24 protein-coding genes and 2 pseudogenes are annotated in these 23,598 nt (G+C 63.7%); 20 read left to right on the plus strand and 6 right to left on the minus strand.

Annotated features, from left to right (window positions below):
- Nucleotides 1–276: 276 nt before the first annotated feature.
- From mdh to EPD82_RS07555, 10 genes and pseudogenes are all read left to right on the plus strand, one after another.
- Nucleotides 277–1,456, plus strand: a pseudogene (gene mdh / locus EPD82_RS12275) (iron-dependent methanol dehydrogenase).
- A gap of 124 nt (nucleotides 1,457–1,580) precedes the next feature.
- Entirely contained in the window at nucleotides 1,581–3,101 is a 1,521-nt protein-coding gene (adh, locus tag EPD82_RS07515; RefSeq protein WP_141056295.1) for an aldehyde dehydrogenase, read from the plus strand.
- A gap of 62 nt (nucleotides 3,102–3,163) precedes the next feature.
- Entirely contained in the window at nucleotides 3,164–4,219 is a 1,056-nt protein-coding gene (locus EPD82_RS07520; RefSeq protein WP_141056296.1) for a zinc-dependent alcohol dehydrogenase family protein, read from the plus strand.
- A 99-nt stretch (nucleotides 4,220–4,318) separates the two neighbouring features.
- Nucleotides 4,319–4,693, plus strand: coding sequence for a DUF779 domain-containing protein (locus EPD82_RS07525; protein ID WP_141056297.1), 375 nt, complete (start codon nucleotides 4,319–4,321; stop codon nucleotides 4,691–4,693).
- A gap of 140 nt (nucleotides 4,694–4,833) precedes the next feature.
- A complete protein-coding gene (locus EPD82_RS07530) occupies nucleotides 4,834–5,631 on the plus strand; it encodes an ABC transporter ATP-binding protein (RefSeq protein ID WP_198289009.1) in 798 nt (265 codons plus the stop codon).
- Nucleotides 5,621–7,585, plus strand: coding sequence for an AMP-dependent synthetase/ligase (locus EPD82_RS07535; RefSeq protein ID WP_141056298.1), 1,965 nt, complete (start codon nucleotides 5,621–5,623; stop codon nucleotides 7,583–7,585). The genes EPD82_RS07530 and EPD82_RS07535 overlap by 11 nt, the downstream gene beginning before the upstream one ends.
- A 1-nt stretch (nucleotide 7,586) precedes the next feature.
- Nucleotides 7,587–8,474 carry a branched-chain amino acid ABC transporter permease gene (locus EPD82_RS07540; RefSeq protein ID WP_028875388.1) on the plus strand — a complete coding sequence of 296 codons (888 nt, stop codon included), beginning with the start codon at nucleotides 7,587–7,589 and terminating at the stop codon, nucleotides 8,472–8,474.
- Nucleotides 8,475–8,477: 3 nt separating this feature from the next.
- On the plus strand, nucleotides 8,478–9,551 hold the full coding sequence (locus EPD82_RS07545) for a branched-chain amino acid ABC transporter permease (RefSeq protein ID WP_055423319.1): 1,074 nt from the start codon (nucleotides 8,478–8,480) through the stop codon (nucleotides 9,549–9,551).
- A gap of 41 nt (nucleotides 9,552–9,592) precedes the next feature.
- Nucleotides 9,593–10,843 (plus strand): ABC transporter substrate-binding protein, encoded by a 1,251-nt coding sequence (locus EPD82_RS07550; RefSeq protein WP_141056299.1) that lies wholly within the window; start codon nucleotides 9,593–9,595, stop codon nucleotides 10,841–10,843.
- A 46-nt stretch (nucleotides 10,844–10,889) separates the two neighbouring features.
- The gene (locus tag EPD82_RS07555; RefSeq protein ID WP_072247929.1) at nucleotides 10,890–11,711 is read left to right on the plus strand and encodes an ABC transporter ATP-binding protein; all 822 of its coding nucleotides are present in this window, start codon (nucleotides 10,890–10,892) and stop codon (nucleotides 11,709–11,711) included.
- Nucleotides 11,712–11,753: 42 nt separating this feature from the next.
- Here EPD82_RS07555 and EPD82_RS07560 read toward each other — a convergent pair whose 3' ends face one another.
- Nucleotides 11,754–12,194, minus strand: a complete 441-nt coding sequence (locus EPD82_RS07560) for a PaaI family thioesterase (RefSeq protein ID WP_055423317.1) — start codon at nucleotides 12,192–12,194, stop codon at nucleotides 11,754–11,756.
- A 144-nt stretch (nucleotides 12,195–12,338) separates the two neighbouring features.
- On the opposite strand from EPD82_RS07560, the gene EPD82_RS07565 reads away from it, so the two are divergent.
- From EPD82_RS07565 to EPD82_RS07605, 9 genes are all read left to right on the plus strand, one after another.
- Complete coding sequence (locus tag EPD82_RS07565; protein ID WP_141056300.1) at nucleotides 12,339–12,695, plus strand: ATP synthase subunit I; 357 nt, start codon at nucleotides 12,339–12,341, stop codon at nucleotides 12,693–12,695.
- A 9-nt stretch (nucleotides 12,696–12,704) separates the two neighbouring features.
- Nucleotides 12,705–13,556: a F0F1 ATP synthase subunit A gene (gene atpB, locus EPD82_RS07570; RefSeq protein WP_141056301.1), complete on the plus strand. Its 852-nt coding sequence runs from the start codon at nucleotides 12,705–12,707 to the stop codon at nucleotides 13,554–13,556.
- Between the two features lie 104 nt (nucleotides 13,557–13,660).
- Nucleotides 13,661–13,906, plus strand: coding sequence for a F0F1 ATP synthase subunit C (atpE, locus tag EPD82_RS07575; protein ID WP_028875394.1), 246 nt, complete (start codon nucleotides 13,661–13,663; stop codon nucleotides 13,904–13,906).
- 49 nt (nucleotides 13,907–13,955) lie between these two features.
- Nucleotides 13,956–14,429 (plus strand): F0F1 ATP synthase subunit B, encoded by a 474-nt coding sequence (locus tag EPD82_RS07580; RefSeq protein WP_028875395.1) that lies wholly within the window; start codon nucleotides 13,956–13,958, stop codon nucleotides 14,427–14,429.
- A gap of 3 nt (nucleotides 14,430–14,432) precedes the next feature.
- Complete coding sequence (locus tag EPD82_RS07585) at nucleotides 14,433–14,975, plus strand: F0F1 ATP synthase subunit delta (RefSeq protein WP_141056302.1); 543 nt, start codon at nucleotides 14,433–14,435, stop codon at nucleotides 14,973–14,975.
- A gap of 10 nt (nucleotides 14,976–14,985) precedes the next feature.
- On the plus strand, nucleotides 14,986–16,524 hold the full coding sequence (atpA, locus tag EPD82_RS07590) for a F0F1 ATP synthase subunit alpha (protein WP_055423313.1): 1,539 nt from the start codon (nucleotides 14,986–14,988) through the stop codon (nucleotides 16,522–16,524).
- Nucleotides 16,525–16,558: 34 nt separating this feature from the next.
- A complete protein-coding gene (gene atpG / locus EPD82_RS07595) occupies nucleotides 16,559–17,428 on the plus strand; it encodes a F0F1 ATP synthase subunit gamma (protein ID WP_141056303.1) in 870 nt (289 codons plus the stop codon).
- A gap of 29 nt (nucleotides 17,429–17,457) precedes the next feature.
- Entirely contained in the window at nucleotides 17,458–18,855 is a 1,398-nt protein-coding gene (gene atpD / locus EPD82_RS07600; RefSeq protein ID WP_141056304.1) for a F0F1 ATP synthase subunit beta, read from the plus strand.
- 86 nt (nucleotides 18,856–18,941) lie between these two features.
- Nucleotides 18,942–19,382, plus strand: a complete 441-nt coding sequence (locus EPD82_RS07605) for a F0F1 ATP synthase subunit epsilon (RefSeq protein ID WP_055423310.1) — start codon at nucleotides 18,942–18,944, stop codon at nucleotides 19,380–19,382.
- A gap of 53 nt (nucleotides 19,383–19,435) precedes the next feature.
- On the opposite strand, the gene EPD82_RS07610 is transcribed toward EPD82_RS07605, so the two are convergent.
- From EPD82_RS07610 to EPD82_RS07625, 4 genes are read right to left on the minus strand one after another with little or no spacing between them, the layout of a single operon-like run.
- Complete coding sequence (locus EPD82_RS07610) at nucleotides 19,436–20,023, minus strand: hypothetical protein (protein WP_055423309.1); 588 nt, start codon at nucleotides 20,021–20,023, stop codon at nucleotides 19,436–19,438.
- 3 nt (nucleotides 20,024–20,026) lie between these two features.
- Nucleotides 20,027–20,899: a Tim44 domain-containing protein gene (locus EPD82_RS07615; RefSeq protein ID WP_141056305.1), complete on the minus strand. Its 873-nt coding sequence runs from the start codon at nucleotides 20,897–20,899 to the stop codon at nucleotides 20,027–20,029.
- Nucleotides 20,900–20,917: 18 nt separating this feature from the next.
- Nucleotides 20,918–21,652: a bifunctional demethylmenaquinone methyltransferase/2-methoxy-6-polyprenyl-1,4-benzoquinol methylase UbiE gene (ubiE, locus tag EPD82_RS07620; protein ID WP_141056306.1), complete on the minus strand. Its 735-nt coding sequence runs from the start codon at nucleotides 21,650–21,652 to the stop codon at nucleotides 20,918–20,920.
- 37 nt (nucleotides 21,653–21,689) lie between these two features.
- On the minus strand, nucleotides 21,690–22,310 hold the full coding sequence (locus tag EPD82_RS07625) for a TetR/AcrR family transcriptional regulator (protein ID WP_055423306.1): 621 nt from the start codon (nucleotides 22,308–22,310) through the stop codon (nucleotides 21,690–21,692).
- 213 nt (nucleotides 22,311–22,523) lie between these two features.
- Here EPD82_RS07625 and EPD82_RS07630 point away from each other — a divergent pair, with 213 nt between their 5' ends.
- Nucleotides 22,524–22,961, plus strand: a complete 438-nt coding sequence (locus EPD82_RS07630) for an HPP family protein (protein ID WP_198289008.1) — start codon at nucleotides 22,524–22,526, stop codon at nucleotides 22,959–22,961.
- A 51-nt stretch (nucleotides 22,962–23,012) separates the two neighbouring features.
- Here the strand turns inward: EPD82_RS07630 and EPD82_RS07635 are convergent.
- Nucleotides 23,013–23,480, minus strand: a pseudogene (locus tag EPD82_RS07635) (ArsA-related P-loop ATPase); the annotation flags it as partial.
- Between the last annotated feature and the right edge of the window lie 118 nt (nucleotides 23,481–23,598).

Raw genomic sequence — 23,598 nt, forward strand, 5'->3', positions numbered from 1 at the left:
TCGCTTAGCTTGACGTACGGATTCTGGACAAACCCGGAATTCGATCTCCATTTCCTCCTCCACTATGTGAGACGGTGTCGCAGATTGCGACCCTGTATTTCGGTGTATCGTCTCGAATTGCGACACTTTTCCGTTTTTTGGCCCCGATACCCCTCTTCATGAGTGAAGTTACAGGGATGCGGTTTGCGGCATGTTTTTTGCTATATCAATTTCACCGATGGATCGATCCATCGGTATGATGAAAATTGTATCTCTATATTTTGAGAGGAGACTTCCATGAGTTTGGTGAATTATCTTCAACTGGCCGACCGCACCGATGGTTTCTTCATCCCTTCAGTGACCCTCGTTGGCCCTGGATGTGTCAAAGAAGTTGGGCCACGGGCCAAGATGCTGGGAGCGAAACGGGCGTTGATCGTCACCGACGCTGGGTTGCACAAGATGGGGTTGTCGCAGGAAATTGCCGACCTACTGCGCAGCGAGGGCATTGACAGTGTAATTTTCGCTGGTGCCGAACCCAATCCAACCGACATCAATGTTCATGATGGTGTAAAAGTTTATCAGAAAGAGAAGTGCGATTTCATCGTTTCCTTGGGTGGCGGATCCTCGCACGACTGTGCCAAAGGTATCGGTCTGGTCACCGCGGGGGGGGCATATCCGCGACTACGAAGGAGTCGACAAGTCCAAGGTGCCGATGACGCCGCTGATCGCCATCAACACCACTGCCGGTACCGCCTCGGAAATGACCCGCTTTTGCATCATCACCAATACCGATACCCACGTGAAAATGGCCATCGTCGACTGGCGCTGTACCCCGTTGGTAGCGATCGATGATCCTCGCTTGATGGTGAAGATGCCGCCTGCGCTTACCGCCGCCACGGGTATGGACGCTTTGACGCACGCGGTCGAGGCTTATGTTTCCACCGCCGCCACCCCCATCACCGATACTTGTGCCGAAAAGGCCATCGAACTCATCGGTCAATGGCTCCCCAAAGCGGTGGCCAACGGTGATTGGATGGAAGCGCGCGCCGCCATGTGCTATGCCCAGTATCTTGCCGGCATGGCGTTCAACAATGCCTCGCTCGGTTACGTCCATGCCATGGCGCACCAGCTCGGCGGTTTCTATAATCTGCCGCATGGTGTGTGCAATGCCATCCTACTGCCGCACGTCTGCCAGTTCAATCTCATCGCAGCCACTGAACGCTATGCCCGGATTGCCGCCTTGCTGGGTGTAGACACTTCAGGCATGGAGACGCGAGAGGCTGCCTTGGCGGCGATCGCTGCCATCAAGGAGCTTTCTTCATCCATTGGCATTCCCCGTGGTCTGAGTGAGCTGGGTGTGAAGGCGGCCGATCACAAGGTAATGGCCGAAAACGCCCAGAAGGATGCCTGCATGCTCACCAATCCGCGCAAAGCTACGTTGGAACAGGTGATCGGCATCTTCGAGGCGGCCATGTGACATCCTCCCTTTCGGAAGAGACGACTTGATGGAGGATTGAATTTATCTGTGCATGTGCTAATTTTATCTATACGCTGCCCATAGATGTGGCAACGAAATCATTGATCCACGAGGAGACGCGAAGATGACCTACCCTTTCCCCGGCGCTGCTGGTGCCCCGGTCCAGTTCAAGGCCAAGTACGACAACTTCATCGGCGGCAAATGGGTGCCGCCCGTCAAGGGGCAGTACTTCGACAACATCACGCCCATCACTGGCAAGGTGTTCTGCCAAGCGGCGCGCTCCACGGCCGAAGACATCGAGCTCGCGCTCGATGCCGCGCATGCCGCCAAGGAAAAATGGGGCAAGACCCCGCCGGCGCAACGCGCCCAGGTGTTGCTCGCGATTGCCGATCGGCTCGAGCAGAACCTGGAAAAACTCGCCTACGCCGACACGGTGGACAACGGCAAGCCGATCCGCGAAACCCTTGCGGCCGACATTCCGCTCACCGTCGATCACTTCCGCTACTTCGCCGGCTGCATCCGCGCCCAAGAAGGGACGCTCTCCGAGATCGACGAAAATACCGTCGCCTACCACTTCCACGAGCCGCTGGGCGTGGTCGGTCAGATCATTCCCTGGAACTTCCCCATCCTGATGGCGGCCTGGAAACTCGCCCCGGCGCTGGCGGCTGGCAACTGCGTGGTGCTCAAGCCCGCCGAGCAGACGCCCGTGAGCATCATGGTGCTCATGGAGCTCATCGCCGACATCATTCCGCCGGGCGTGGTCAACGTCGTCAACGGCTTTGGTCTCGAGGCGGGCAAGCCCCTGGCCACCAGCCCGCGCATCGCCAAGATCGCCTTCACCGGCGAGACCACCACCGGCCGGCTCATCATGCAGTACGCCAGCCAGAACCTCATTCCGGTCACACTGGAGCTCGGCGGCAAATCGCCCAACATCTTCTTCGAGGACGTGGCCGCGGCCGACGACGACTTCTTTGACAAGGCAATCGAAGGCATGGTGCTCTTCGCCTTCAACCAGGGCGAAGTGTGCACCTGTCCTTCGCGCGCCCTCATCCAGGAGTCGATCTACGACAAATTCATGTCGCGCGCCCTGGAACGCGTCAAGGCGATCAAACAGGGCAACCCGCTCGATCCGACGACGATGATCGGCGCTCAGGCTTCCTCCGAGCAACTGGAGAAGATCCTCTCCTATCTCGACATCGGCAAGCAAGAGGGGGCGCAGTGCCTCATCGGCGGCGAACAGGCGAAACTGCCCGGAGAACTCGCCGGCGGCTACTACGTCAAGCCCACGATCTTCAAAGGGCACAACAAGATGCGCATCTTCCAGGAGGAGATCTTCGGCCCCGTGCTGGCGGTCACCACCTTCAAGGACGAAGCCGAGGCGCTCTCGATCGCCAACGACACGCTCTACGGCCTTGGCGCGGGCGTGTGGACGCGCGACGGCAGCCGGGCCTATCGCATGGGCCGCGGCATCCAAGCCGGTCGGGTGTGGACCAACTGCTACCACCTCTATCCGGCGCACGCGGCCTTCGGCGGTTACAAGCAGTCCGGCATCGGCCGTGAGAACCACAAGATGATGCTGGAGCATTATCAGCAGACGAAGAACCTACTGGTGAGCTACTCGCCGAAGAAACTCGGTTTCTTCTAATAGGGATGGGGAGGGAGGAGATTCTCCCTCCTTCCCTTCTATTGGTAGTAGAGGAGCGAATCATGAAAGCAGCCGTTTTGGTCAAGCACCGCAATCCCCTCAAAATCGATGATCTGCCCAATCCCACACCCGGACCCGATGATGTCATCCTCAAGGTCGAGGCCTGTGGTATCTGTCGCTCCGACTGGCACGCCTGGCAGGGCGACTGGTCGTGGATCGGCATTTCCCCCGACCTTCCGATCGTTCCCGGGCACGAGTTCGGTGGGGTGGTGGAAGAAGTCGGCAGCAACGTCAAGCGCTACCGCAAGGGGGACGCCGTTACCGTCCCGTTCCATTCAGCTTGCGGCCATTGTGAATACTGTCTCAAAGGGCAGCCCAACATCTGCGAAAACGTGGTCATTTTCGGCTTGAGCACGGGCTATAACGGCGGCTATGCGCAATACGTGCTCGTGCGCAATGCCGATTTCAACCTCATCCGCCTGCCCGAAAATGTAGACGGCAAGACGGCTGCCGCCATCGGTTGCCGTTATATGACCGCCTATCACGGGGTGGTACGCGCCGGCGGCAAACCCGGTGACTGGGTGGCGGTGCATGGAGCGGGAGGCGTGGGATTGTCGGCGGTGCAGATCGCCGCCGCCTTGGGCAAGAACGTGATCGCCGTCGACATCGACGATGCCAAGCTCGAAAAAGCCAAGCAGGAAGGGGCGGTGGCCGTGGTCAACGCCAAGCGCGATAAAGTCCCTGAGGCGATCAAGGAAATCACCAAAGGCGGGGCGCATGCCAGCATCGAAGCCTTGGGTGTGCGCGAGACGACGACCAATTCGGTCCTGTCGCTTCGCCGTGGCGGCCGGCACGTGCAGATCGGGCTCACCACCAAGGAAGAGGGCGGAATGGTGCCTCTACCCGTGGATCTCTTCACGGCGATGGAGCTCGAGTTCGTGGGTAGCTTCGGTAATCCGCATCCCGACTACGCCGGACTACTCGCGCTCATCGCACAAGGCAAGCTCAATCCGAAGTCACTCATCAGCCGCGAGGTGGCGCTGGAGGAGGTCAACAGCGTCTTCCAGGCGATGAGTGAGTTCAAGACGATGGGCTTCCACGTCATTACGCGCTTTTGAGGTTCCGGATGCCGGGGGCTGTGCCCCCGGCGCTTTGTCTGGGAGGCTACGATGGCTGCAGAAATGTCCGCACAAACTGCATCCGGGGAACGCCCTCGGATGCAACCGCCGCCACAGGTCGTTGCCACGCCGGCCGCGCTCGAGCTCATCGAAAAGCTCAAAGCGAAGTACGGGCCGGTGATGTTCCACCAATCCGGCGGCTGCTGCGACGGCTCCTCGCCGATGTGCTATCCGCAGGGGGAATTTCTCGTGGGCGACAACGACGTGCTGCTCGGCGAGATCGGCGGGGCGCCGTTCTACATCAGCAAGCCGCAGTTCGAGTACTGGAAACACACGCAGCTCATCATCGACGTCGTGCCCGGCCGGGGCGGCATGTTCTCCCTGGAAAATGGCGAAGGAGTGCGCTTCCTCGTGCGTTCTCGGCTTTTTACTGATGAAGAATATGCCGCCTTGCAGGCGGCCGGCAAGGTGTGAGCCTCGTTGCTATGCAACAAATCTCCTTCGACCAGACCCTCTTGACCCCATGCTGAACTTCCTCTAGTATCTCCTTCATACGATAACAAACGTTCATCGCATCATCATTCGATATTGCGATGCAACAAAAGGAGGGAGGAGTGGCGACGACGGCCGAAGCCGCGCGCAGGGTCGCGCTGCGCTGTGAAAACGTCAATCGCTGGTTCGGTGGCCTGCATGCGCTCAAGGGCCCCGATCTGGCGATCTTCCAAGGCGAAATCTTTGGGTTGGTGGGGCCGAACGGCTCCGGTAAGACCACCCTTGTCAATACCGTCACGGGGTTTTATCCGCCGCAGAAGGGGCGGGTGTTGCTCTTCGACGAGCAGATCAACGGCCTGCCACCCTATCGCATCGCGCAAAAGGGCGTGGCGCGCACCTTCCAGAACGTCGCGCTCTTCCGCGGTCTCACCGTGCTCGACAACATCCTCGTGGGGCGCCACATCCACATGCGCCCGAGCGCGCTCGCCACGCTCGGCTACTGGTGGTGGGCGAAGAAAGAGGAGGTGGCGCACCGCGCCAAGGTCGAGGATGTGATCGACCTCCTGCAGCTCGAAGACGTGCGCGACGAGCCCGTCGATGTCATCCCCCTGGGGCTGCAAAAGCGCGTCGAACTCGCCCGGGCACTCGCCGCCGAGCCGCGGCTGCTGGTGCTCGACGAGCCCATGGCCGGCATGAACCAGGAAGAGAAAGAGTACATGGTGCGCTTCATCCTGGATGCGCACGAGGATCTCGGTCTCACCATCCTCATGATCGAGCACCACATGGACGTGGTCACCTCCATCTGCCACCGCGTGGCGGTGTTCAACGACGGCGTGAAGATCGCCGAAGGTGCGCCGCGCGAGACCATCAACGATCCGGCCGTCGTGGCCGCCTACATCGGAGCGAGCGATGCGGCCTGACGATCTGCCTCAAGCCCTGCCCTGGCGCCCCCACGACTGGCACAAAGGGGACCACCTGCTTGCGCTGCTCGCCGCCAACGCCTCGAGCCATCCGGCCGAGATCGCCATGCGCGAGCGCGACCGCGGCATCTGGCGCGAATACACCTGGCAGGATTATCACGACACGGTGCTCGCCTTCGCCGCCGGCCTCGAAGCCCTTGGCGTGCGTCCCTTCGAGGTGGTACAGATCATCGGCGACAACCGGCCGGCGCTTTATTTCGCCATGGTTGCGTTGGGGGCCTTGCGCGCCATCGCCTCGCCGGCGTACCCCGACGCCACGCCGGACGAGATCGCTCTGCTTGCCGAGCGCGAAGACGTGCGCTGTGCCGTCGTCGAAGATCAGGAGCAGGTCGACAAGCTGCTGCAGCTGGAAAAAGAGCACGGCGAACGCTACCGGCTCATCGTCTACGACGACCCGCGCGGCCTGGCCGGCAAGATGCCCGAGCGCTTCGTTGCCTTCACCGACGTCGTCGCGCGTGGGCGCGAGCGGCTCGCCGCCGATCCCCTGTTGCGCCAGGCCCTGCTCGAGCGCCCCTCCGCGCACGACGTGGCCGTGCTGTTGCACTCTTCCGGTACCACCGGCACGCCCAAGGGGGTGCCGCTCAAGCACGGCCACGTGCTCTCGGCGGTGCGCAACGCCGCGCAGGCGGGCTATTTCCAGAATGGCGACGTGCACGTCGCCTACCTTCCCATGGCGTGGGTGGGCGACTACATCTTCTCCATCGGGGCGGCCTTCGCCCTGCGCTTCGCGGTGAACATCCCCGAGCGGCAGGAAACGGTGATCCGCGATCTGCGCGAGATCGCGCCCACCGTCTTCTTCTCCTCGCCGCGCGCCTGGGCCGGCATGATCACCCGCATCCAGGTGGGCATGGACGAATCCACGCCGCTCAAGCGCCGGCTCTACGAGCATTTCATGGCTTTCGCCATCGACCTCGAGCGACGGCGTCTGGCCGGAAGCCCGCCTTCGCTCGGTGCGCGGCTATGGCGGACGTTGGGCGAGTGGATGATCTATGGCCCGATCAAGGATCAGCTGGGGCTTGCCCGCGTGCGGCGCGCCTACACCGCCGGCGAGGCGATCGGCGAGGACGACTTCCTCTTTCTGCGCGCGCTCGGCGTTCCGCTGCGCCAGTTCTACGGCCAGACCGAGAACTGCGCCCTGTGCGCCGCTCAGTCGGCCGACGACGTCAAGCTACACACCGTCGGACGCCCTTTTCCCGGCGTGGAGGTAAAGATCGCCGACAGCGGCGAGATCCTCGTGCGCGGCGACAACGTCTTCGACGGCTATTACGACAACCCCAAGGCGAGCGAAGAGGCCCTCGAAGACGGCTGGCTGCACACGGGCGATGCCGGCTACTTCGAAGAGGACGGCTCGCTCGTCGTGCTCGGGCGCCTGTCGGAAGTCGCCTACACCGCCGCCGGCGAGCGCTACGTCGCCACCTACATCGAGAACCGCATCAAGTTCAGTCAGTACGTCAAGGACGTCTGCGTGGTCGGTGAGAACCGCCCCTTCCTCACCGCCATCGTCTGCATCGACCTCGAGGCGGTGGGGCATTGGGCGGAGGAGCACGGCGTGCCCTACACCTCCTATGCCGATCTGTCGCAGAAGCCCGAAGTTTACGATCTGGTCGCAAGGGTCATCGCGCACGTCAACAACGTGCTGCCGTCGGGGCTGCGCATCCGCCGCTTCGTCAACCTGCACAAACCCTTCGACCCGGACGACGGCGAAGTCACGCGCACGCGCAAGCTGCGCCGCAAGGTGATCTACGATCGCTATGCGCCCATCCTCGAGGCGCTCTACGACCCGGCGCGGCGCGAGATCGACTTCCAGGCGACGATCACCTACGAGACCGGCGAGACTGGCGTCATTGCCCGCCGTCTGCGGCTGTACGACGTCGCCCCGGCGCAGGGAGAGTGAGATGGATTTCTTGTTTCTGGCCGAACTCTTCGTCAATGGTCTGAGCACCGGGCTCATGTACAGCCTCGTGGCGCTGGGCATTACCTTGATCTACAAGGCGAGCGGCGTGCCCAACCTGGCGCAGGGGGCGATGGTGATGCTCTCGGGCTATCTCGTCTGGGCTGTGGTGAGCCTCCTTTCCTGGCCGCTGTGGCTGGCGATCGCGCTCGCGGTGGTGGGCATGTTCCTCTTCGGTCTGGCCACCGAGCGCTGGCTGCTGCGTCGCATGGTGGGCCAGCCGGTCATCATGATCGTCATGCTCACGCTCGGTCTGGACATCTTCCTGCGGGGTTTCGTGCCCGGACTGCTGGGTGCGGCGCCCAAGCGGCTCGACCTGGGCATCGGTCTTGCGCCCATCATCGTGGCCGACGTCTTCGTCAACCGCGCCTACCTCGTCGGGGCGATCGGTGCCATGGTGCTCATCGCCGCGGCCATGCTCTTTTTCCGCACCCGGCTCGGTACCAAGCTGCGCGCGGTCTCGGACGATCACGTCGCCAGCTGGGCCGTGGGTATCTCGGTGGAGCGCGCGATCGGCATCTCCTGGGGGATCGCCGGCGTGGCCGCCGTGGGGGCCGGCACCGTCTGGGGCTCGGTGCAGGGGGTGGACTGGACCCTGTCGGCACTGCTCTTTCCTGCCATCGCCGTGGTGATCCTGGGCGGCATCGACAGCCTGCTCGGCGTCTTCGTCGGCGGGCTGGTGGTCGGGGTGCTCGGCTCGGTGATTCCCGGCTATCTCGATCCCATCGTCGGCGGCGGTACGCGCGACGTCGTCACCTCCGTGCTGATCGTGCTCACCATCCTCTTCCGGCCCTATGGCATGTTCGGCCGCGAAGACATCGAGAGGGTCTGATCCATGTTCTACCGTCTCTCCGGCGTCCATCACACCCGCTACGAAGACACGCGGCGGCTGTGGCCCATCCCCACCGACCGGCGGCTGGTGGCGGTGCTCTTCCTCCTTGCGCTCAGCGCCCCGCTGTGGCTCTCCGAGCTCTACCTGCAGAACTATCTCCTGCCCTGGCTCATCTGGAGCGCGGCCACCCTGTCGCTGACGCTGCTCATGGGGGTGGCGGGGCAGCTGCACTTCGGCTACGCCGCGGTGATGGCCATCGGTGCCTATTCGGCGATCCACCTCGTGCGCCTGGGGGTACCCTTCGAGCTCGCCTTCATCGGGGCGGGGCTCGTCGCGGCGGTGATCGGTTGTCTGTTTGGGGCGGCGGCTTTGCGCGTCAAGGGGCTCTATCTCGTGATGGCGACGCTCGCCATGCAGTACCTCGTCGACTGGGTCATCGTCAACGTTCCGGCGATCTCGGGCGGGGCGCACGCCACGCTGCAGGCGCCCGAAGCGCGAGTGCTGTTCTTCTCCTTCGCCGACGGGTTCACGCGCTATTACTTCGCCTTCTTCTGGGCGGTGTTCATGACGGTCTTCCTGCTCAACACCAAGCGCACCAGCTTTGGGCGGGCGCTGGTGGCCATCCGCGACAAGGATTACGCCGCCTCGGTGATCGGGGTGAGTCCGTTCAAGTACAAGCTGCTCGCGTTCTTCACCAGTTCGTTTTTCGGCGGCATGAGCGGCGCGGTGCTGGCGTTCTGCTTCTACCGGGCCGTGACGCCGGAGCAGTTCGGATTCAACGTCTCGACCCAGCTCGTGGCCATGGTGCTCGTCGGCGGCCTGGGCAGCGTGATCGGCGCCTATCTCGGCGCGGCTTTCGTGCTGCTCACGCCTATGATCCTCTCCAATGGCATCGCGGCGCTGTCGGATGCCGGCTGGCTGTCGGTATCGGCAAACCTCCTCGCGCACCTGCCGCTCATGATCTACGGTGCGCTCATCATCGGCTTTCTGCTCGCCGAGCCCTTGGGGCTGGCGAAGATCTACGACAACATGCGCAATTACTTTCTCGTTTGGCCGTTCAAGCACTCGCGGCGCTGACGGAAATTTCAGGTGGTTCATTACGACAAGGAGGAGACGCGATGAAAACGATGTTCAAAAAAGGCATGCTCGGGGCGCTGTTCGCCACGGCCGCATTCGCCGCCGCGCCGGCATTGCAGGCGCAGGAAACGGTGAAGTTTGGCCTCTTCCACGATTTCACCAAGGTCTATACCTTCGTGGCCGACGAGTTCAGCCAGGGGCAGCGGGACTACCTCACGCTGATCAACGAGGAGGGTGGCATCAAGGGGCAGAAGTTCGAGGCCATCGTGCGTGACCACGGCAACGAGCCGCAGCGCGGCCTGGAACTCTACAACCGCGCACGCGAAGAAGGGGCGATCTACTTCATGTTCCTGAGCACGCCGGTGGCCAACGCCGTCGTGCCGCGGGCGCTGCAGGACAAGGTGGTGCTGGGTACGCCGCTGCACGGGCGGGGCGACACCATGGTGGGCGAGACCTTCCCCTACGTCTTCCCCATGATGGCGAGTTACTGGTCGCAGGCGGCGCGCCTGCTCAAGTACGTCGAGGATACTCAAGGCGGGCTCAAGGGCAAGAAGATCGCCCATGTGCACATCGACACTCCCTTCGGGCGCGAGCCGCTGCCCATTTTGGAGAAACTCGCCCAGCAGAAATCCTTCGAGCTGCGCTCCTTTGCCTACCCCAGCCCCGGCAACGAGCAGTCGGCCGTGTGGTCCGACGTGCGCCGTTACCGGCCCGATTTCGTGCTGATCTGGGGCGCGGGCAACTCGCAGATGGTGTCGGTGCGCGAGGCGGTGCGCAACGGCATCGATCCGGCGAAGATCCTGTCGGTCGTCTGGCTCACCGAGACCGACATGAAGAACATCGGCGAGAGCACGGCCATTGGCGCCAAGCGCGTCGAAGTGGTGCAGCCGGGGCGCGATCATCCGATCATCCAGCGCATCCTCGACAAGGTCTACAAGGCCGGCAAAGGAGCTGGCCCCGAAGCGCGGGTGGGCAACACTTACTACAACTACGGCGTGGCCGACATGGTGATCGCCACCGAAGGTGCGAAGCTCGCGCTGGAGAAACTCGGTCCGCCGCTCACCGGCGAGAAACTCAAGGCCGGCATGGAGATGATCCGCAACCTCGACACCAAGGGCTTCATGCCGCCGGTGACGATCACGCCGCAGGATCACCAGGGCGGCGGTCAGGCGCGCGTGTCGCAGTGGGACGGCAAGGCGTGGGTTCCGGTGAGCGACTGGGCCGCGGCCTATCAGGACGTGGTGTGGGAAGAGGCTCGCGCGAGCGCGGCCAAGTTCAGCCAAGGGAAATGAGGATGGCCGGCGCCGGGACATTCTCGGCGCCGCACAGGGAGCGAGCATGAGCCAAACGGGCGATACGCGCGGCACGGCCCCCGTGCTGCTGCGGCTATCCAACGTCGAGGTGGTCTACGACAAGGTTTTCCTGGCGATCAAGGGCGTCTCGCTCGAGATCCGCGAAGGGGATATGGTGGCACTGCTCGGCGCCAACGGCGCCGGAAAGAGCACCACGCTGAAATCGGTGAGTGGCCTGCTCGCGCCCGAGCGCGGCGAGGTGACCCGCGGGCACATCGAGTTCGCCGGGCGCGATCTGGGCACGATGCCGGCGCCGCAGCGCGTGCACCTCGGTATCGCCCACGTGCTCGAGGGGCGGCGCGTCTTCGGGCATCTCACGCCGGAGGAAAACCTCATCGCCGCCTACCGGGGGCGCGACCAGCGCCGCTACCTGCAGCTGCGAGACATGGTCTATGGTTACTTCCCGCGCCTGGTCGAGCGGGCGAAATCGAAGGCGGGCTATCTCTCCGGCGGAGAGCAGCAGATGCTGGCCATCGGCCGGGCGCTGATGACCGAGCCGAAACTTCTGATGCTCGACGAACCGAGCCTGGGGCTCTCGCCGCTCTTCGTCAAGGAGATATTTGGCATCATCCGCACGATCAACGAGAAAGAGCGCATGAGCGTGCTCCTCGTGGAGCAGAACGCCGTGGCGGCCCTGAACGTGGTGCAGCACGCCTACGTCGTCGACCAGGGCCGCATCGTGATGGAGGGCAGCGCCGCGCTGTTGCGCCAGAATCCCGATATCCAGGAGTTCTACCTCGGCGGCAGCCATGCCGTCGATTATCACAACGTCAAGCACTACCGCCGGCGCAAGCGCTGGCTCGCTTGAATCGCGGAAGACGCGGCGGTGGCCGCGTCTACTGCTTTGTGCTTACTCCCGATCGGGCAAGCCGATCATGGTGGCCGTCATCAGCGCCACCTGCTCACGCCCGTCTTCTCGTTCCATCCAGCCTTCACCCAGGCACACCGTGAGGGTGCGCCCGGCGCGTACCACGCGCCCTATCGCCACCAAGCGATCGCCTCGGGCGGGTGAGAGCAGGTTGGTCTTGAGTTCGACCGACAGCACCGCATGACCAGGCGGCATCAACGAATAGGCCGCATAGCCCACGGCGCTGTCGATGATGGTGATGACCACGCCGGCATGCAGGAAGCCGTGCTGCTGCGTCAGGTCGGCGCGAAAGGGGAGCACGATCTCCACCTCGCCCGGTTCGACGCGGGTGAGTTCGGCACCGAAGGTCTGCATGACGCGTTGGCGGGCGAAATTGTCGCGTACGCGGCGCACGAAGTCGGGATCGGCGGGGGTGAATGGCATGGAATCCTCCTCGGCAGGGAATCAAAAAATTTTGATCGTCCGCAAAACGGTTTCGATCGTACTGCGCGAATAGTGTAACGGAGTTTGACAGCATCGACCGATGTGCTTTAGAATCCACGGGATTTTCTGCAGGGGGTGGTCGCTGTGGGCTCCGGCCTGATGCGTCTGGCGGCGTGGCAACTCGTTGCCGGCATTCTCGCCACACTCGCGGCCTGGGTCTTGGCCGGCGAAGCAGCAGGGCGATCGGCAGCGATCGGCGCGTTCTCGGTCTGGTTGCCCAATGCCGCGTTCGCCGTCTATCTCGCGATACGCGCGCGGCTCGGCACTCCCTCGGCAGTCGGTTTCCTGGTCGGCGAACTGTTCAAGATCGCCGCCGTGGTGGTGTTGCTGTTCGCGTTCGTGCGCCATGCCGGCGTACAGAGTTGGCCCGCGTTGATCGTCGGGCTGGTCGTGACGCTGCAGGCAAACATCGCCGTTGCTGGATTTTTACGCAAAATCTGAGGGAAAGGCATGACTGCTAGCGCACACGGACCTACGGCGTCCGAATACGTCGTCCATCACCTGACGCACCTCAACACTCTAGGCGGGCCGCAGAAGCACATCGTCGACTTCTCGGTACTCAATCTCGATACGCTCTTCTACTCCGTCCTGCTGGGCGTGCTCACCGTCTACCTGCTCTACCGTGCGGCAAAGAAAGCCACTTCCGGCGTGCCGACGCGCTTTCAGGCTGCCGTGGAGATCCTGGTCGAGATGGTCGCCGACCAGGCCAAGGGCGTGATCCACAGCGCCGAGTCGCGCAAGTTCGTGGCCCCGCTCGGGCTCACCGTCTTTCTGTGGATCCTCTTCATGAATACCATGGACCTGCTGCCGGTCGACCTGCTGCCCCGTATCTGGGAGGGTGTCTATGCCGCGATGGGCGGGGATCCGCATCATGCCTACATGCGGGTGGTGCCCACGGCCGACGTCAACGCCACTCTGGGCATGTCCATCGGCGTGCTCCTCATCTGCCTCTATTACAACGTCAAGATCAAGGGATTCGGCGGCTGGCTGCACGAGCTCTTCACCGCCCCCTTCGGTAGCCATCCGGTGCTCTATCCGGTGAACTTCCTCATGCAGATCATCGAGTTCCTCGCCAAGACCCTGTCGCACGGGCTGCGGCTCTTCGGCAACATGTACGCGGGCGAGCTCATCTTCATCCTGATTGCGCTGCTCGGCGGCACCGCCACCGTGCTCGGCTTCGTCGGTCACGTCCTCGCCGGCACGGCATGGGCCATCTTCCACATCCTGATCATCGTCCTGCAGGCGTTCATCTTCATGATGCTGACGCTGGTATATGTGGGTCAGGCCCACGAGGGACACTGATCGGATGCGGCGGCGGGGGCTGTTTCCCGCCGCCGGTGGCCATGGGCAAACAGTGTAGAATCGCGCTTTTCTTTTTTTCTCGTCATCAACCACTAGGAGTCGTCATGGAAAACGTTCTGGGTCTCGTCGCGCTCGCCGCTGGTCTCATCATCGGTCTTGGGGCCATCGGCGCCTGTATCGGTATCGGCATCATGGGGTCGAAATACCTCGAAGCCTCCGCCCGTCAGCCCGAGCTGATGAACGCGCTGCAAACCAAGATGTTCCTGCTCGCCGGTCTGATCGACGCGGCGTTCCTGATCGGCGTCGGTATCGCGATGATGTTCGCGTTCGCCAACCCGTTCCAGCTCTGATCCTCGGAGTCGTGAACGCCCATCCGTTTTTTCATAGGGGGCAGACGTCGTGAATTTGAACGCAACCCTCATCGCCCAGCTGGTGGTGTTCTTCATCCTTGGCTGGTTCACGATGAAATACGTGTGGCCGCCGATCGTCAAGGCGCTCGACGAGCGTTCGGCCAAGATCGCGGAGGGGCTGGCGGCGGCCGACAAGGCGAAGGCGGATCTGGCGCTCGCCGAGAAGAAAGCCGTCGAAGAACTGCGCAAGGCGCGCGAGGAGGCGGCCCAGCTGCGCGCGGCCGCCGACAAGCAGATCGCCAAGCTGATGGAAGAAGCCCGGGCGGAAGCGGCCCGTCTCATCGCTCAGGCGCGCGAAGCGGCCGAGCAGGAGGCGCGCGCCGCCGTCGAGCGGATCAAAGACGATCTGCGCGAGGAAGTTGCCCGGCTCGCCGTCGCCGGCGCCGAACGTATCCTGCGCCGCGAGATCGACGCCAAGGCTCACGCCGAGCTCTTGGCCAACCTCAAACAGGAACTCGTCTAAGCCATGGCCGAAAAAGTCACCATCGCTCGCCCCTATGCGGAGGCCGCGTTCTCGCTGGCGCTGGGGGCCGGTGCGCTGGAGGCCTGGTCGCAAGCGCTGGAGCGGCTCGCCGCCCTCGCCACGCTCGACGAAGTGCGCACCGTGCTGCTCGATCCCAAGGTCGACGATGACAGCAAGGCGCGTGTGCTCCTCGAGCTCGCAGGCGCCGATCAGCCGTTGCCCGAGGCGGTGCAGAACTTCGTGCGGTTGCTGGTGCAGAACGACCGCGTGCTGTTGCTGCCCGAAATCCATGCGCTGTTCGTCGCCCGGAAGAACGATCACGAAGGGGTCGCCGTCGCCAAGGTCACGAGCGCATTTCCGCTCGACGATGCGGCGCGGGAACGCCTCAAGCAAGACCTGGAAGCCCATTTCAAGAAAAAACTGCAGCTCGAAGTCGCCGTCGATCCGGATCTGATCGGAGGGGTGCGAGTGCAGGTGGGCGACGAAGTGATCGACGCTTCCGTACGTGGCAAGCTCGCGAACCTGGCCGCTGCGCTCAAAATCTAGGAGTCATTCGATGCAACTCAATCCCTCTGAAATCAGCGACCTGATCAAGAGCCGGATCCAGAACCTGCAGCTATCGGCCCAGGCCCGCAACGAGGGCACCGTGGTGTCGATTGCCGACGGCATCTGCCGTATCCACGGTCTGGCCGACGCGATGCAGGGCGAAATGCTGGAGTTTCCCGGCAACACCTACGGGCTCGCGCTCAACCTGGAGCGCGACTCGGTCGGTGCCGTGGTGCTCGGCGACTTCGAGCACATCTCCGAAGGCGACACGGTCAAGGCTACTGGCCGCATCCTCGAAGTGCCGGTTGGCCCCGAACTGCTCGGGCGCGTGGTCAATGCCCTGGGGCAACCGATCGACGGCAAGGGTCCGATCGAAGCGAAGCTCACCGACAAGATCGAAAAAGTGGCTCCGGGCGTCATCTGGCGTAAGTCGGTGTCGCAGCCGGTGCAGACGGGCCTGAAGGCCGTCGATACCATGATCCCGATCGGCCGCGGCCAGCGCGAGCTGATCATCGGCGACCGCCAGACCGGCAAGACCGCGGTGGCCGTCGATACGATCATCAACCAGAAAGGCCAGAACATGTACTGCATCTACGTGGCGATCGGGCAGAAGGCCTCGACCATCGCCAACGTAGTGCGCAAGCTCGAAGAGCACGGCGCGATGGAATACACCACCGTCGTCGCCTCGCCCGCCTCCGAATCCGCCGCCATGCAGTATCTGGCCGCCTATGCCGGTTGCACCATGGGCGAGTATTTCCGCGACCGCGGCATGGACGCGCTCATCATCTACGACGATCTCACCAAGCAGGCTTGGGCCTACCGCCAGATTTCGTTGCTGCTGCGCCGTCCGCCGGGGCGCGAAGCCTATCCGGGCGACGTATTCTACCTGCACTCTCGTCTGCTCGAGCGCGCCGCGCGCGTCAACGAGCAGTACGTCGAGAACTTCACCAAGGGTGAGGTCAAGGGCAAGACCGGTTCGCTCACGGCGCTGCCGATCATCGAAACGCAGGCCGGCGACGTCTCCGCCTTCGTGCCCACCAACGTGATCTCGATCACCGACGGCCAGATCTTCCTCGAGACCGACCTCTTCAACGCTGGTATCCGTCCGGCGGTCAACCCTGGCATCTCGGTGTCGCGGGTGGGCGGTGCGGCTCAGACCAAGGTCATCAAGAAACTCTCGGGCGGTATCCGGACCGACCTTGCGCAGTATCGGGAACTGGCGGCGTTCGCGCAGTTCGCCTCCGACCTGGACGAAGCTACCCGCAAGCAGCTCGAGCGTGGTCGCCGCGTCACCGAGCTCTTGAAGCAGCCGCAATACTCGCCGATGAACATCGCCCAGATGGCGGTGTCGCTGCTGGCGGTCAACAACGGCTTCTTCGACGACGTGCCGGTGGAGAAAGTGCTCGCCTGCGAACACGACATGCACCAGTACGTGGCGCAGCAGCTGCCCGACGTGATGGAGCGCATCCTGAAGACGGGCGAGCTCTCTGCCGAAGACGAGCAGCGCCTCAAGGATGCGATCGCCGCGTTCAAGAAATCCTGGGTCTGAGCGTACGGGCGACGATCACTAGGAGAAACGGGATATGGCCGGTAGCAAAGAGATACGGGGCAAGATCAAGAGCGTGCAGAACACGCGCAAGATCACCAAAGCCATGGAAATGGTGGCGGCCTCCAAGATGCGCAAAGCCCAGGAGCGGATGCGGACGGCCCGTCCCTACGCCGAGAAGATCCGCCGGCTCGCCGCAAACCTGTCGCACGCCAATGTGACCGAGTTCCGTCACCCCTTCCTCATCCAGAAGGAAGCGGTGAAGCGGGTCGGGCTCATTCTCGTGACGACCGACAAGGGGCTCTGTGGCGGCCTCAACACCAACATTCTGCGCCACACCGTCACTGCCATGAAGGCGTGGGAAGGCAGTGGGGTCGAGGACATCCGTGTGGTGGCCATTGGCAACAAAGGCCTGGGGTTCATGCAGCGCATCAAGGCCAACGTCGTGGCCCAGCGCACGCAGCTCGGCGACGTGCCGCACCTCGACCAGCTCATCGGCCCGGTGCGCGTGCTGCTCGACGCCTACACTGCCGGTGAGGTCGATGCGGTGCATCTCGCCTACACCCGTTTCATCAACACGATGAAACAGGAGCCGGTGGTCGAGCAGCTGCTGCCGCTCACCGGGGAACGGCTGGGGGCGCCGGAGCACGCGTGGGATTACCTCTATGAGCCCGATCCCCAGTTGGTCATCGAGGAGCTGCTGGTGCGCTACATCGAGGCGATCGTCTACCAGGCGGTGGCCGAGAACATGGCTTCCGAGCAGAGCGCCCGGATGGTGGCGATGAAGGCGGCTTCCGACAACGCGGGCAACGTGATCAAGGAACTGCAGCTCGTCTACAACAAATCGCGGCAGGCGGCGATCACGAAAGAGCTCGCCGAGATCGTCGGCGGCGCGGCGGCGGTGTGACGGACAATGCACAATCGAGGAAAGACACGATGACAACGGGTACGATCGTTCAATGCATCGGCGCGGTGGTGGACATTCAGTTCCCCCGCGACGAGATGCCGAAAATCTACGAGGCCTTGAAGCTCGAAGATACGAGTGAGTTCGCCGAGACGGGGCTCACCTTCGAGGTGCAGCAGCAGTTGGGCGACGGCGTGGTGCGTACCATCGCCTTGGGCTCCAGCGATGGGCTGCGTCGCGGCATGAAAGTCAAGGCCACGGGGGCGCCGATCTCCGTTCCGGTCGGTTCCGGCACGCTGGGCCGCATCATGGACGTGCTGGGGCGCCCCATCGACGAGGCCGGCCCCATCCAGGCCGAAGAATACCGCTCGATCCACCAGAAGGCGCCGAAATTCGACGAGCTCTCCCCGTCGGTGGAGCTGCTGGAGACCGGCATCAAGGTGATCGACCTCATCTGCCCCTTTGCCAAAGGAGGCAAGGTGGGTCTGTTCGGCGGCGCCGGCGTGGGCAAGACCGTCAACATGATGGAGCTCATCAACAACATCGCCAAGCAGCACTCGGGTCTGTCGGTGTTCGCCGGTGTGGGCGAGCGTACCCGCGAGGGCAACGACTTCTACCATGAGATGCAGGAGTCGAACGTTCTCGACAAGGTGGCGATGGTCTTCGGCCAGATGAACGAGCCGCCGGGCAACCGTCTGCGCGTGGCGCTCACGGGTCTGACCATGGCGGAGAAGTTCCGCGACGAGGGTCGCGACATCCTCTTCTTCGTCGACAACATCTACCGCTACACGCTGGCCGGTACCGAAGTGTCGGCGCTACTCGGGCGGATGCCTTCGGCGGTGGGTTACCAGCCGACGCTCGCCGAGGAGATGGGCAAGCTGCAGGAGCGCATCACCTCGACCAAGGTGGGTTCGATCACCTCGATCCAGGCGGTGTATGTGCCGGCGGACGACCTGACCGACCCGTCGCCCGCCACCACCTTCCTTCACCTCGACTCGACCGTGGTGCTGTCGCGCGACATCGCCGCGCTGGGGATCTATCCCGCGGTCGATCCGCTCGATTCCACCTCGCGCCAGCTCGACCCGCTCGTCGTGGGTGAGGAGCACTACAACGTGGCCCGTGCCGTGCAGGCGACGCTGCAGCGCTACAAGGAACTGCGCGACATCATCGCCATTCTCGGCATGGACGAACTCTCGCCGGAAGACAAGTTGGTCGTGGCCCGCGCGCGCAAGATCCAGCGCTTCCTGTCGCAGCCCTTCCACGTGGCCGAGGTGTTCACCGGCAGCCCCGGCAAGTTCGTGCCGCTCAAGGAGACGATCCGCGGCTTCAAGATGATCGTCGAAGGGCAGTGCGACGACATTCCCGAGCAGGCGTTCTACATGGTCGGCACCATCGACGAAGCGATGGAAAAGGCCAAGAAACTGCAATGACGGTCTCGGCCGCCGTGGTGTTGTGGCGGCCGTGATCGCGCGCCGCGGCATCTCGTCCGCGGCGCCTTCGACGAGGGGATGCAAAGATGGCGATGACCGTACATGTCGATGTCGTGAGCGCCGAGGAGCAGATTTTCTCGGGGCTCGCGGAGCTGGTCGTGCTGCCCGGCGAGGCGGGCGAGCTGGGGGTGCTGCCGGGGCATGCGCCGCTGCTTTCCCGTATCCGTCCGGGAGCAGTGCGCATCAAGGTGCCGGATCGCGAGGAGCCGGAGATCATTTTCGTGGCTGGCGGCATGCTGGAGGTGCAGCCCAGCCTGGTGACGGTGCTCGCCGATACGGCGATCCGCGGCCGCGATCTGGACGAGGCGCGGGCGATGGAGGCCAAGCGCCGGGCCGAGGAGGCTTTGAAGGACCAGCAGGCGAAGATCGACTACGCGCGGGCGCAGGCCGAGCTGCTCGAGGCCGTGGCGCAGCTGCAGACGATCGAGCAGATGAAGCGCCTGAAGAACCGCGTGGGCGGCACCTGAGCCGCCTGCTGTTCGGAGGTGGAAAAGAAAAAGGCCGCGACATGCGGCCTTTTTCACTTGTGTGCCGCTGTGCCGGAGGCCAGGCGTGCGATGCGCCGGCGTAGGGCGTCGAGTTCGCGGGTGAGCGCCGCCGCGTCTGCCTGCAGCCGTTCGTATTCGGCGCGAGAGGGGAGCAGCCCCTCTTCTTCTTTCAGGGTTTCGATCAGGTTGCCGCCGATCGCCGCGCCGGCATTGCGCAGGGCGGCGAGACCGGCGCGCATGAGCGCATGCAGGCGCAGCCCCAGGATGGGGCCAAACCGCTCGGCAAACCAGTGTTCCAGCGTTGGGGCAGGTTCGGAGAAGGCCTTGGCGAGCAGCTCGGCGATCGCCGCTTCGCCCTCGACGTGCGTGCGCACCGCGGCGCCTTCGGCGAGCAGCCTCCGCCGCAGGACTTCTTCGAGGCGCAGGCGGATCGTCACGGCGGGCGCAACGGCAGCATCGGGCAGCAGTCGGCCGTTTGCGTCGATTCGCAATCCCAAGGGCGGCAAGGGTTCGATTTCGAGGCGTACCGCAGCGCCGGCGTGGGCGGCGAGCCGCTCGCGCCACCAGGGGACTTCGTCGAGGTGACGCTCGAGCGCCGCCGTGAGCACCCCTTGCCACATGGTTCAGGCAACCGGTTGGATGCCGGCAAGCCGCCAGCCGCCGCCGTGGAGCGGTTTGACCAGATGCCAGTATTCGCTGAAGGGTTGCGGCGGGGCGTCGCGCGACTCGCGCAGGCTACCGGAGAATTCGACCGTGGCGACGTAGTGGTCCCCTTCGAGGGCGAGATCGACGAGGCGCGCTTCCAGCATCACGATGTCGGTCTTCTCACCGGGAGTCTGCCCACCCTGGCGGCGCAGGTCGGCGAGCAGCTCCGGCGTGACGAGGGAGGCAATGGCTTCCCAGTCGCCGCGGTCGTGCGCTGCCTGCAGTTCGACGAAACGCCGCTTGGCTTCGGCGAGGAAGGCGGCTTCGTCGAGCTGGGCGCGCAGGTCGTCAGCGACAGGAGTGCCGTTGGCCGGCGCTGCAGGGGGCGCGCTCATGGCGGGCCCGGTCATCGTGCGCTCGGTCGCTCCGGCGTAGGCCGGTTCGGGCGCGCGCCGTGCTCCGGCGAAGCGGCGAAAGAGGGCGAAGAGCACGACGGCGAAGAGCACGAGGAGGAGCAGAGAACCGAATTCTTCGCTCAAGCCCAGGTGCTGGAAGAGCGCTGCCAGCCCTAGGCCGGCAGCGAGTCCAGCGAGGGGACCGAGCCAGGAGCGTTTGGGTGCCGGCTGCGGCGCGGTGCTGGGTTGCTGCGTCGGTGTCTGGCGCTGGGCGGGAGCCTGGGTGGGAGAGGTTGGACTTGCCGGTTTCGGCACCGGGGAGAGGGGGGTAGAGGGGGTGATGTTGCGCTGCAGGCCGCCACCGCTGCCGCCGCCGAGGCGTTTGGCTTCGGCGGCGTCGAAGAAAGTAAAGGAGGCGAAGAGCGCGAGCAGCAGGGTGAGGAAGGGGCGTTTCATGGGACCTCCGTTAAGGGCTTACAGCTTGCGGCCGAGGTGCAGGGCGACCACGCCGGCGGTGAGATTGTAATAATCGACACGATGAAAGCCGATGCGTTCCATCATCGCCTTGAGCGTTTCCTGGTCGGGATGCACGCGGATCGATTCGGCGAGGTAGCGGTAGCTCTCGGCGTCGTGCGCGATTTTCTCGCCCAGCCAAGGTAGGACCTTGAAGGAATAGAGGTCATAGGCGGGGGAAAGCGGCCCCCAGACGCGGGAGAATTCGAGCACGAGGAGTCGCCCGCCGGGCTTGAGCACGCGGTGCATCTCGGCGAGCGCCGTTTCCTTGTGCGTCATGTTGCGTAGGCCGAAGGCGACGCTGACGCAGTCGAAATGATCCGAGGGGAAGGGGAGCGCTTCGGCGTCGCACTGCGCCGTGGGCACGAGCACCCCTTCGTCGAGGAGCCGGTCGCGCCCGCGCGCGAGCATGGCACCGTTGATGTCGGTGAGCCAGACTTCCCCGGTGGGGCCCACGCGCCGGGCGAAGGCGAGCGCCAGATCGCCCGTGCCGCCGGCGATGTCGAGCACGCGGTGGCCGGGGCGTACGCCGGAGACGGTCACGGCGAACTTTTTCCACAGCCGGTGCAGGCCGAGCGACATGAGATCATTCATCAGGTCGTACTTGCCGGCGACCGAGGAAAATACCCGGCCAACGAGGCGTTTCTTTTCGGGTTCGGGTACCTTGCGGAAGCCGAAGTCGGTGACTTCGTTCATGGCGTACCTGTTTCTCCACGGCATCGATGCGAAGCATTCATGATAACGCATCGTGCCGCGGGGTGGACGAATCAGCCGAAACGGTCGGTGCTGTCGTCTTCGGTCTGCTCTGCGCCAGGATGGTCTGGGTTGCTTGCCAGGCGCTGCGAGGGGAATCTTTCTCTCCGAGCACGAGCGCCGTCACGATGGCTCCTTCGAGGAGCAAGAGTACTTGTGCAGCGAGGCGTCCGGCGGCGGATTCCTCGGTGAGTGGTGACACGATCTCTTTGATCTTCTTTCGGATCGCTTCCTTGTGAGCCTTGGCGGCGAGGTGGATCGGATCATCCGGTGCTGGATACTCCGCCGCGGCGCTGATGAACATGCAGCCGTTGAAGGTGGGTTCGTTGAACCAGCGTTCGTGCCAGACGAACACCGCTTCGAGTCGTTCCCAAGGTGAGTCGAACGAGGCGACGAAGGCATCCATCGCAGCGCGAAACGCTGCGTCGCGTCGCTCGAGGACGGCGGCGATCAGGGCGTCCTTCGAGGGAAAGTGTTTGTAGAGCGTCATCTTGGAGACGCCGGATTCGGCCACGATCCGATCGATGCCGACGGCGTGGTAGCCGTGAGCGTAGAAAAGGCGCTCGGCCGTATCGAGTAGGAGCTGGCGGGTGTCGCGCATCGGAAGCATCGCTGTGGCAGGCAAGGTGAAGTATATGGGAAGAGAAGGGCAAGCCCAAGTTGACATATACAGACAGGTCTGTATTATCAGTTTCGTGTCTCTTGCACGCCATCTTTCGACGACGCCTTGGGAGCCCCTCATGATCGGATTCGTCAGCAAATGGAAAATTGGCGGTGCCGTATGCCCGCCGCGAGCCCCTTTGGGGGATATCGCTTGGGCCGGACTCGGGGGGCAATCGCGATCGCCGTGGTGGCCTATGCTTCGAGCCGGGCGCAGCTGCCGCTCGTTCTGGGTTCGTTCGGCGCCAGTTGCGTGTTGCTCTTTGGATTTCCCGATAGCCCCTTTTCCCAGCCGCGCAACGTGATCGGTGGCCACTTGCTCGCTTCACTCGTGGGCTTGGTGTTCCTGCATCTGCTCGGGGATGCTTGGTGGAGCATGGCGCTGGCGGCGGGCTGCACGATCGCCGGGATGCAACTCACCCGTACCGTCCATCCGCCGGCCGGCTCGAACCCGGTCATCGTCATGCTCTCGGGGGCGTCGTGGCCGTTCTTGCTCACGCCGACCTTATGCGGGGCGCTCGCCCTGGTCGGGGTGGCGTTGATCGTCAATAACTTGCGCACGGGGCGAGCGTATCCCACATACTGGTGGTGAGCGTGGAAAGGGGCGTTCGGTGCAACGAGGCGTCCCTTTCCTTTTCCTGCCTCAGGCCGCAGCGCAGTAACGGCTCTTTTCCCCGGCATCGACGAGCTGCCACAGACCGTCGCGGCCGACCGGCTCTCGGGCGAACCACGGAATCAGCACGCAGCGGCCGCGTGTGTGTTGCTGTACGCGGCGGATGAAGGGCAGTTCGTAGGCGGCGCGTTCGGCAAGGCACGGATGGCGCGTGCCGCTCGCGAGCAGCGACTGGTTGATCACCCAGCCGAAGGGGTGGATGCCGGCGCGCTCGAGGTCGGCTTCGAGCGCCTCGGCTTCGGAAACCGGCGTGGATTCCGGTAGGGTGACGATGCAGACGTGCGTGAAGTCAGGGTCGCGCAGGCGCGGCAGCAGTTCGCGCACCGCTTCGGGCAGGTCGCCCTGGGTGCGCAGGACTTCGCGGTGGTAAGCCTCGGTCGCGTCGAGCAACAGAATGGTATGGCCGGTAGGTGCCGTGTCAAGCACGACGAAACCGGAGTGTAGCGAACAAATAAACTGTCCGGACTTGTAGCACGAGGTTTGTCCGGTTTTCATTAGGTATGGAAGGAGGTGCCTAATGAGACGGACGCAGTTGCTACAGGAGGTACGGAAGATG

The sequence above is a fragment of the Tepidiphilus succinatimandens genome (assembly GCF_006503695.1).
GTDB lineage: Bacteria > Pseudomonadota > Gammaproteobacteria > Burkholderiales > Rhodocyclaceae > Tepidiphilus > Tepidiphilus succinatimandens.

What these genes read in the sequence shown, in the direction of transcription:
- EPD82_RS07535 (WP_141056298.1), top strand. Translation starts at nt 5,621, where the DNA reads ATGCGGCCTGACGATCTGCCTCAAGCCCTGCCCTGGCGCCCCCACGAC.
- adh (WP_141056295.1), top strand. Translation starts at nt 1,581, where the DNA reads ATGACCTACCCTTTCCCCGGCGCTGCTGGTGCCCCGGTCCAGTTCAAG.
- EPD82_RS07615 (WP_141056305.1), bottom strand. Translation starts at nt 20,899, where the DNA reads ATGAAACGCCCCTTCCTCACCCTGCTGCTCGCGCTCTTCGCCTCCTTT.
- atpG (WP_141056303.1), top strand. Translation starts at nt 16,559, where the DNA reads ATGGCCGGTAGCAAAGAGATACGGGGCAAGATCAAGAGCGTGCAGAAC.
- EPD82_RS07550 (WP_141056299.1), top strand. Translation starts at nt 9,593, where the DNA reads ATGAAAACGATGTTCAAAAAAGGCATGCTCGGGGCGCTGTTCGCCACG.
- atpB (WP_141056301.1), top strand. Translation starts at nt 12,705, where the DNA reads ATGACTGCTAGCGCACACGGACCTACGGCGTCCGAATACGTCGTCCAT.
- EPD82_RS07610 (WP_055423309.1), bottom strand. Translation starts at nt 20,023, where the DNA reads ATGTGGCAAGGGGTGCTCACGGCGGCGCTCGAGCGTCACCTCGACGAA.
- EPD82_RS07625 (WP_055423306.1), bottom strand. Translation starts at nt 22,310, where the DNA reads ATGCGCGACACCCGCCAGCTCCTACTCGATACGGCCGAGCGCCTTTTC.
- EPD82_RS07540 (WP_028875388.1), top strand. Translation starts at nt 7,587, where the DNA reads ATGGATTTCTTGTTTCTGGCCGAACTCTTCGTCAATGGTCTGAGCACC.
- EPD82_RS07585 (WP_141056302.1), top strand. Translation starts at nt 14,433, where the DNA reads ATGGCCGAAAAAGTCACCATCGCTCGCCCCTATGCGGAGGCCGCGTTC.
- EPD82_RS07545 (WP_055423319.1), top strand. Translation starts at nt 8,478, where the DNA reads ATGTTCTACCGTCTCTCCGGCGTCCATCACACCCGCTACGAAGACACG.
- ubiE (WP_141056306.1), bottom strand. Translation starts at nt 21,652, where the DNA reads ATGAACGAAGTCACCGACTTCGGCTTCCGCAAGGTACCCGAACCCGAA.
- EPD82_RS07555 (WP_072247929.1), top strand. Translation starts at nt 10,890, where the DNA reads ATGAGCCAAACGGGCGATACGCGCGGCACGGCCCCCGTGCTGCTGCGG.
- atpA (WP_055423313.1), top strand. Translation starts at nt 14,986, where the DNA reads ATGCAACTCAATCCCTCTGAAATCAGCGACCTGATCAAGAGCCGGATC.
- EPD82_RS07520 (WP_141056296.1), top strand. Translation starts at nt 3,164, where the DNA reads ATGAAAGCAGCCGTTTTGGTCAAGCACCGCAATCCCCTCAAAATCGAT.
- atpE (WP_028875394.1), top strand. Translation starts at nt 13,661, where the DNA reads ATGGAAAACGTTCTGGGTCTCGTCGCGCTCGCCGCTGGTCTCATCATC.
- EPD82_RS07525 (WP_141056297.1), top strand. Translation starts at nt 4,319, where the DNA reads ATGCAACCGCCGCCACAGGTCGTTGCCACGCCGGCCGCGCTCGAGCTC.
- atpD (WP_141056304.1), top strand. Translation starts at nt 17,458, where the DNA reads ATGACAACGGGTACGATCGTTCAATGCATCGGCGCGGTGGTGGACATT.
- EPD82_RS07560 (WP_055423317.1), bottom strand. Translation starts at nt 12,194, where the DNA reads ATGCCATTCACCCCCGCCGATCCCGACTTCGTGCGCCGCGTACGCGAC.
- EPD82_RS07605 (WP_055423310.1), top strand. Translation starts at nt 18,942, where the DNA reads ATGGCGATGACCGTACATGTCGATGTCGTGAGCGCCGAGGAGCAGATT.